This is a genomic window from Rhizobium sp. PEPV16 (assembly GCF_008919455.1).
In the GTDB taxonomy this organism is placed as follows: Bacteria; Pseudomonadota; Alphaproteobacteria; order Rhizobiales; family Rhizobiaceae; genus Rhizobium; species Rhizobium leguminosarum_Q.
In genome coordinates this window covers 234,254-242,280 of record NZ_VSZV01000356.1, presented here as the reverse complement: position 1 = coordinate 242,280, position 8,027 = coordinate 234,254, and the positions used below count along the sequence as shown (strand labels likewise).

6 protein-coding genes are annotated in these 8,027 nt (G+C 62.6%); 3 read left to right on the top strand and 3 right to left on the bottom strand.

The window, feature by feature from the left end:
* Positions 1–259: FAD-binding oxidoreductase (locus tag FY112_RS38410; protein ID WP_246700829.1), on the bottom strand; the 259-nt coding region annotated here is incomplete at its 3' end.
* Between the two features lie 67 nt (positions 260–326).
* On the bottom strand, positions 327–1,757 hold the full coding sequence (locus FY112_RS35545) for a VOC family protein (RefSeq protein ID WP_017962498.1): 1,431 nt from the start codon (positions 1,755–1,757) through the stop codon (positions 327–329).
* Between the two features lie 84 nt (positions 1,758–1,841).
* Between FY112_RS35545 and FY112_RS35540 the strand changes: the two genes are divergently transcribed.
* From FY112_RS35540 to FY112_RS35530, 3 genes are all read left to right on the top strand, one after another.
* Positions 1,842–2,750, top strand: coding sequence for a LysR family transcriptional regulator (locus FY112_RS35540; protein WP_017962499.1), 909 nt, complete (start codon positions 1,842–1,844; stop codon positions 2,748–2,750).
* Positions 2,751–2,818: 68 nt separating this feature from the next.
* Complete coding sequence (locus FY112_RS35535) at positions 2,819–3,055, top strand: Lrp/AsnC ligand binding domain-containing protein (protein WP_151520504.1); 237 nt, start codon at positions 2,819–2,821, stop codon at positions 3,053–3,055.
* A gap of 249 nt (positions 3,056–3,304) precedes the next feature.
* Positions 3,305–4,483, top strand: coding sequence for a glycosyltransferase family 4 protein (locus FY112_RS35530; protein ID WP_094087146.1), 1,179 nt, complete (start codon positions 3,305–3,307; stop codon positions 4,481–4,483).
* Positions 4,484–4,552: 69 nt separating this feature from the next.
* Here FY112_RS35530 and FY112_RS35525 read toward each other — a convergent pair whose 3' ends face one another.
* The gene (locus tag FY112_RS35525; protein WP_151520416.1) at positions 4,553–7,864 is read right to left on the bottom strand and encodes an oligosaccharide flippase family protein; all 3,312 of its coding nucleotides are present in this window, start codon (positions 7,862–7,864) and stop codon (positions 4,553–4,555) included.
* Positions 7,865–8,027 lie beyond the last annotated feature (163 nt).

Genomic DNA, 8,027 nt, shown 5'->3' with positions numbered 1-8,027 from the left:
GCAGATCGTTCGGCATCACCCACATGCCGGCATTGATCAGCCCGACATTGCGCCCGGCACCGCCGAAGCCGATCTCTTTGGCCTCCAGCAGCACCACCTTCGACCCAGCCTCGGCAAGATGCAGGGCGGAAGAGAGGCCGGTGTAACCGCCGCCGACGATGACGACATCGGCCGACATCGCGCCGTCGAGAGGCGAGGTCGTCGGCGCTTCGGGCGCTGTCTTTTCCCAGAGGCCGTGGGAGCGCGGATCATTCAGCATGGCTCAGTCCGATCGGAGCGAAATCGCGGATACTCTAATGCAAAAAAGAAGGTGTTGAACCTGCCATTCACGCAACGGTCTTCAGCGGCAGGCCCGCAAGGCCCAGCGCGGCCAATGCCGAATCCAGCGATGCAGCCTGGCGTTCGGCGTAAAGTGCCAGCTCGTCCTGGACGGTAGCGCCGAGTGCTGCCTCGAAGGCGTCGCGGTTCGAGCGGGTCGCATAGTTCTGCTGCTGGTCGGTGCCGAGGTTCGACTGGAAGATGCCGGCCGCGCTGACGGGCAGGAAGTCTTCGTAGACGATCGGGGTGAAGGCGAGGTAACCCGAGGTGATCAGCGCCTCCGGATCGCCGGGCAGCGTGCTGCCGACTGCAGCGGCAATGCCCGCAGACGTCGCGGAATAGCGGAAGAAGGCGAGATCCGCCCTGCGCAGCTCATCCCAGCTGTCCGGCAGTGCCTTGAAACGTGCGGCGAGTTCGTCGTCGTAGGCGCCGGCCTTGGCGCCGCCGGCGCCGACCTGCACCTCACCACGAACCGAGGCAAGCAGCTGGTCATAGAGCGCCCGGCCCTTCGCCGTCAGCGCCACGCCGCGCTGTTCGATCTCGCCGAAGCGCGCGGTATGCCTGCCTTGAATCGCACCGTCATCATCGGAAAAGGCGATCGCTTCCTCCAGCGCCTTGAAACTCGTCTGTCGCAGCAGGATATCGCAATGACGGCGCGGCGGCCCTTCGATGACAGCCTTCGGCGTGATGCCGCGTTCCGGCATGCGGGCCTGGACTGCGTCGATATCGAGCGTGCGCGGCGTCAGATGGTTGATGTGCGGCCCCTTGAAGCTGACGACGTCGGCGATCAGCCGATGCGCATCGTGCAGCCGCTTGTAGGTATCGGCACTGACTGTCGCTTCGCCATGCCAGCGGAAGGTTTCAAGCGCCTCGGCGACGAATTCCGTCGCCTCCGTCTCGGTCAGGCCGCCCTTCTGCTCGTGGCGCTCGATCAGCGCGACCGCACGCGGCGTATAGATCCGCCGTTTTGCCAGAATGGCTTCGGCCTCGCCGCGCAGCCCTTCGTCCTCGATCAGTTCCAGTCGCAGCAGCGAGGTGAAGACACGGAACGGATTGACGTTGAGCGCTGCCTCGTCGATCGGCCGGAAGCTGGTGGAATGAACCGGCACGCCGGCGACCGAAAGATCGTAATAGCCAACCGGCTGCATGCCCATGACCGCAAACAGCCGGCGGATGGTGAAAAGCTCGTCGGCCGTGCCGAGCCGGATGGCGCCGTGGCGCTCGACATCGATGCGCTCCAGCTCGCCGGCGCGGGCCAGGCGATCGCGCAGGTCAGGATCATTCTTGAGGCAGCCGGCATTCACATCCGCCACCAGTTCGATCAGCGTGCCGTATTGCGGCACCTCCGCCCGGTACATCTGCGACATCGCCTCGGTAAACAGCGATCGGATGCGGTCTGGGGAAACGAAGGCTTGCGGCATTGGGAAACTCCGGCTCATTCCGTTTTTGCAGGATGAACCTCTTTACACGCGCCAGAAAGCGACAAGTATCGCTATTTTGGAAATAGCCCATTCTGAAATGGAATGATCATGCTGACGTCTAGACGTTTTCTGCCGTCGATTTCGCATCTCGCCGCCTTCGAGGCGGTTGCCCGCACCGGCAGCGTGACGGCAGCGGCGCGCGAACTCGATCTGACGCAGAGCGCCGTCAGCCGCCAGGTGAGCGCGCTGGAGGAGCAGCTTGGCGTCGAGCTCTTCCTGCGCGAACGCCAGACCATGCGGCTGACGCTTGCCGGCGACGGATATGCCCGCGAGATTCGTGAGGCGCTGCGGCGGATATCGAGCGCCTCGCTGAACCTGCGCGCCAATCCGCATGGCGGCACGCTCAATCTCGCCATCCTGCCGACCTTCGGCACACGCTGGCTGGCGCCGCGCCTCGGGCGCTTTCTCGCCGCCAATGCCGGCGTGACCATTAATCTGGTGACCCGGCTTTCCCCCTTCGATTTCCGCCTCGATTCGATCGACGCCGCCATCCATTTCGGCCACCCGCACTGGCCGGGCGCCGAACTCGCGCTTCTGATGTCGGAGCGCACGGTGCCGGCCTGCAGTCCGGATTTTCTGAAGCGATACGCGATCAAAACACCGGAGGATCTGCTCGCCGTTCCGCTGCTGCACCTGACGACGCGTCCTGACGCCTGGGAGCAATGGTTCGCCGGCAACGGTGTTTCTTTCGAAAGCGTGCACGGCATGCTCTTCGACCAGTTCGCCACGGCGGCGCAGGCGGCAATCGCCGGCCTTGGCGTCGCCCTGCTGCCGACATTCCTGATGCAGGAGGAAATCAGGCGCGGCGATCTCGTCGCCGCTGTCGATCGTGAAATGGAGAGCCGCGAGCGCTATTATCTCGCCTTTCCGCCCGAGCGTGCCGACTATGCGCCGCTTGCCGCCTTTCGTGACTGGATCGTCGCAGAAGCCACCGCCAATCCGACTGCGTGACGAACGGCTTGCATCGGCATGGCGCTTTCGACCATTATGCGCGCCAAACAACTTTGCAGGAAATTTCCATGAAGCCGATCTTCGTCCAGCTCCAATGTGCACCCGGCAAGACCTACGAGGTCGCCGACGCCATCTACCAGACCGAACTGGTCTCGGAGCTCTATTCGACCAGCGGCGACTACGATCTGCTGCTGAAGGTCTATATCGAGGAAGGCCAGGATATCGGCAAATTCGTCAACGACAACATCGCCAATATTCCCGGCATCGTCCGTTCGCTGACGACGCTGACCTTCAAGGCCTTCTGAAGCAATTCCAGCAAAAGTGCGCAGCGGTTTTGCGTCCGGAATTGCGTGAAAACAAAAGAGATAGAGCGTTTCCGTGATTCGAGAAAAGAGGAAACGCTCTGAATTCCCGTCAGACGCGGTTAACCTTTTTGGCGAAGATTGGCCTTCGCAAGCGGTCTCTTAAACCGTGCCTTAACGCCGGACATATCTGGTCGTTGCTGTGTTAAGAGCCCGCATCAATACGGGCCGGCGTGCAGCGATAGGTGGAAAATGTCGATTATCGAGGCAGATAGGGTACGCGAAAGCCCGCAGTTGGGAACAGGCCCGCTGATCGTCCATGTCGTGCGCCAGTTCCTGCCCAACCGCGGCGGATTGGAAGACGTCGTCGCCAATCTCGCCCGCCAGACCGTGCGCCGCGGTTACCGCGTGCGCGTCGTCACGCTGGATTCGCTCTTCACCGCGCCTGAAGACAAGCTGCCGCGTCGCGAAGATATCGACGGCATCGAGGTGGTGCGCATTCCCTGGTTGGGCACCAGCCGCTATCCTCTGGCACCGCAGGTTTTCCGCTATCTCGCCGATGCCGATCTCGTGCATGTCCATGCCATCGACTTTTTCTTCGACGCGCTCGCCTGGGGCCGGCTGCTGCACGGCAAGCCGATGATCGTCACCACCCATGGCGGCTTCTTCCACACGCGGAAATACGCGACGATCAAGAAGATCTGGTTCCGGACATTGACGCGTGCTTCGGCGATGGCCTACCGCCGCGTCGTCTGCTGCAGCGCCTCCGACCTCAAGCAGTTTTCCGAGATCGTGCCCGACAGCCTGCTGATCGAAAACGGCGCCGATATCGGCAAATTCGCCGACACCGCTTCGCGCCGGGCAAAGCGCCGCATCGTCACGATCGGCCGGTTCTCGGTGAACAAGCGCATCGACCATCTGCTCGATGCGATGGCCGCGCTGAAGACCCGCGACCCGGAATGGCATCTCGACATCGTCGGCGCCGAATCCGACCTGGACCGGGCGGATGTCGAAGGCGCAATCGAAAGCCGCCATCTTTCCGGCCGCGTCACCCTGCATGTGTCGCCCGACAACGACACCATCCGGCGCGTCATCGCAGAAGCCTCGATTTTCGCCTCCGCCTCGGAATATGAAGGGTTCGGCCTGGTGGCGCTGGAGGCGATGAGCGCCGGTCTCCTGCCGGTGCTGAACGCCAACGATGCCTTTGCGACGCTTGCCGCCCGGCATCCCGCTCTCATGCTTGCCGATTTCACCAATTCTGAGACCGCCGCCACGGCGCTCGAAACGGCCTATGAACACCTTTGGCGCCAACCGGACACCGTTCGAACAGAGCTTCTCGACGCCGCCCGCGGCTATTCCTGGGATATCGTCGCCGGACGCTATATCGATCTCTACAGATCGCTTGATGTCGTCGCCGCGGAAAGCATCTGATCCCGTCTTCCTGCCGCATAAGCTACAGCATTGCGCGTGTGAAACGACGCGGCGCTGTAGCATCGCCGGTTATGCTTTCGCCAGACGGATGATCTCGTCGAGCACGAATTTACGCGATTGCGGCGGCGTCAGATTGTGATCGGCATCCGGCAGCATCAGCAGCCGCACGTTCGGATAGCGGGAAAGCCTGGCGCCGCGCGGTCCGAAGTGGAAATAGACGTGGTCGAGCCCGACATCGGCCTCGCTGTAGATCAGTGTCAGCGGTACCTTACGCTTACCGAACAGCGCGAATGAGTGCCGGACCTCGCGGGCGATATGGCGCCGGTCGGGAAGCAGCTCGAGCAGCGGCGCGATCCACGGCGACAGCCGGCGGCCGGCGGCGATGACGATGTTCTGCAGCGCCGCAACGACGTCGACCTGGCCGCGCAGCAGCCGCTTCAGCGTGTCGAGTCGCGCCAGGCGCTGGCTGTAATCATCAAGGCTACGCGGGACCGAGACGACATGCTCCCGGCGAACCGGCACGTCGGGATCCCAGTAATAGACGAACGGATTGATCGACACGACTGCCTTCAGCCGTTCGTCGGCGACGCCGGCGCGGAAGGCGACATAGCCGCCGCTGCATCGGCCGGCGACCATGACGGGACCGGCGACGACGTTTTCGAGTAGATCGAGCGCGGCGACAGCATCTGCGGTCTGCGTATCCGAATAAAGCACCTGTTCCGGCGCATCCGGCCGCGGCGGGCTGTCGCCGACATTGGCGGAATCAAAGCGCAGCGAAACGACGCCTTGGCGGGCAAGCTCGCGCGCCATATCAACCGTCGTGCGTCCCCAGCCGGCATGCCGGTCATAGGCCGTCGACAGGAAGAGCACGGCATTGCCCTTGATCTCGCCGAGCGGCCGGCTGACGACGCCGACCAGATGGTTATGGCTTCCGAAACGGACCGGCGTTTCCTCAAAACCTTCGCCGGCAAGCGGCGGGTTGTCGATCGCTGCCGGCGAATGGGCGGCGGATGTTTCCGTCGTCGTCGCCTCCAGCCAAGCCGTCAGCAGCGCCACGACAGCCATCGGCGTCTTGGCAAACAGCGGATTGGTGGCGAGCTCGTCATAACCTTCGAAAGCCTTCTGCTCGACATCGGCGCCAAGCGCCTTCAGCGCATCGGCAAAACCGGTATCCTCGGCCTTGGCAGGACGTTCGAGGATCAGATAGCGGGGGGCTGCGATCCCCTGCGGCGAGGCGATGCTGAGCTTGCCGAGCTCGGCAGCGATCTCTTCGGGCATGACGAGCCCGGCGATCTGCACCTTGTCGGTCTGGACATGCTCCTTGCCGAGGCCGAGATCGGCATCGATGATCTTGGACCACATGTTGAGTTCGCGTAGATAGGCTCTGCCGCTCAGCACCGGCGCCAGCATGACGAGGCTGTCGACGCCGTCGATCGAGGAACCGACGCGATGGGCAAGGGTCGCGCCGAGGCCTTGGGCGATGAGGATGACGCGGTCGCAGCCGCTCAGTGATTTCAGCTCGGCGGTGGCCGCACGGATCGAGTTTTCCCAGGTTTCCAGCCTTGCCGGCAGCGCGGCGAAATCGAGCGCGTCACCGGTGCCGCGATAGTCGAAGCGCAGGCTCGCCACGCCGATATCGGAGAAATGCTCGGCCGCGACGCGGAAGAATTTCCGGCTGCACATCTCCTCGAAACCCCAGGGACTGACGAAGAGCACGGCGGCCGAACGTTTCTTGGCGAGAGGATTCTCAGGCATGAACAGCCCGATCGTGCCGTCGAAGACGACAGGCAGGGCGGCACTCCGTCCCGCGCCTTCTGCCGGCTCGAGCGAGAATTCACCAGGCGCGACCTTGGCGCGATCGGGATCGCCGGGAAGCCGCGGCGCGATGAAATTGATCGCATGGCCGACCGGCCGGCGCAGCAGGGACGGCATCTTCTCGAGAATGGAGCGCATGACTTCGACATCCTCGCCCGGCACGGCGCGCAGCACCCGCAGTGCTGCGAAATAGCAGAATGCGCCGACGATGATCGCGCCGACGAGGCCGAGCGGACCCTGGACGAATTCCAGGACGGAAATCGCGCCGCAAGCACAGAGCACGGAGGCGAGTGTCACCTTCGTCAGGCTCGCGTAGAGACCCGAAAGCTGGGATCCGAATCCTGTCTGTCTGATCATCATCACCGACATCGCAACGAATACGAAGATGCGCACGAGTGCGGCACCCTCGGCAGCAAGCCTAGGTATGATCAGTAAACAACCCGCTACCATCAGTAGGCCACCTATTACACTGATGTTCAGGCGAGAGCGGGCCCTGTCCATCGACAGCAGGTAGAGGCTGAGGATCTGCATGAAGGTATAGGCAGGAGCAACAAGCGCAAGCAGCGCCACCACCGTCCCGCTGCGGCGGAACGCTTCGCCGAACACCACAAGCACCAGTTCGCTGGAGATCGCGGCAAGCCCGAGGCTCATCGGCAGCACGATATAGGCCATGCTGCGGGTAACGGCGGTGAAGACCTCGACCGGCAATGTCGAATCGTCGCTGCTGTGCCGCCGCTCGGAATAATAGGGCAGCAGGCTGCCGGTCATCTGGATCGGCAGTTGCAGCGCGATATTCGCAATCGACAGGCCGACGGCATAATAGCCGACCATCTCTACCGACCAGAACTGCTGAAGGAACAGCAACTCGAGGCGGTTTAGGAAAATGGAATCGATGATGAACTGGATCGACAGGATGACGGAGGAGGAGGCGAGATATTTCAGCGAGACCCCGCACCAGTCGCGCCGCGCCAGAAGGATCGGCAGGGTGGCGAAAAACAGCACGAGCTGGCCGAGCGCATAACCGACGAGAACGCCCTCGACGCCGTAGAAAACGGCGCCGACGGCAACGCCGGCAAGCTGCACGATCGAGACGGCGACCGTCAGCTTAAAGAAGGCGCCCAGCTTCTTTTCGCCGATCAGGTAGAATTTGACGAAGGATCCGATCGCCTGGATGAAGAACAGCACCCCCGTGACTAGGGCGACGGATGGCGCGGTGTCGGCCCAGTGCATCTTTTCGGAAGTCAGGAAGAACAGCGCGTAGAGCGCCAGCAGCACGACGGTCGAGAACATCATGAAGCTGACGAGGATGGCGGCAAAACCCCGGCGGCGGCGCGCGTCGAAGCCTTCCGCCGAAAGTTGCGGCAAGGTCTTCAGCAGCGTGATGCTGGAGCCGAGCTCGGCGATCGAGGCGCCGGTCACCACCAGCCAGAGCGAGAAGGCGACGATGCCGTTGGCTTCCGGCCCGAGCAGCCGCGCGGTTATGATCGATGAAACAAAGCCCGTCAGAAGCAGCAGCATGCCTGCCGCTGCGTTCATCACCGAGTTTGCGATAATACCCTTCGACATCTGTCCATCCGTCAGGATCGGCCTAAAGCGCGTCGCGATCTTCAGATCGCTCCTCGCACTTTAGGTTTTTGTTTTTACGCATGTCGTTATCGCAAAACCGCTGCACACTTTTGCGCGACATGCTCTAAAGCCGCATACCCGCCATCTCTAATGCGAAAATGTT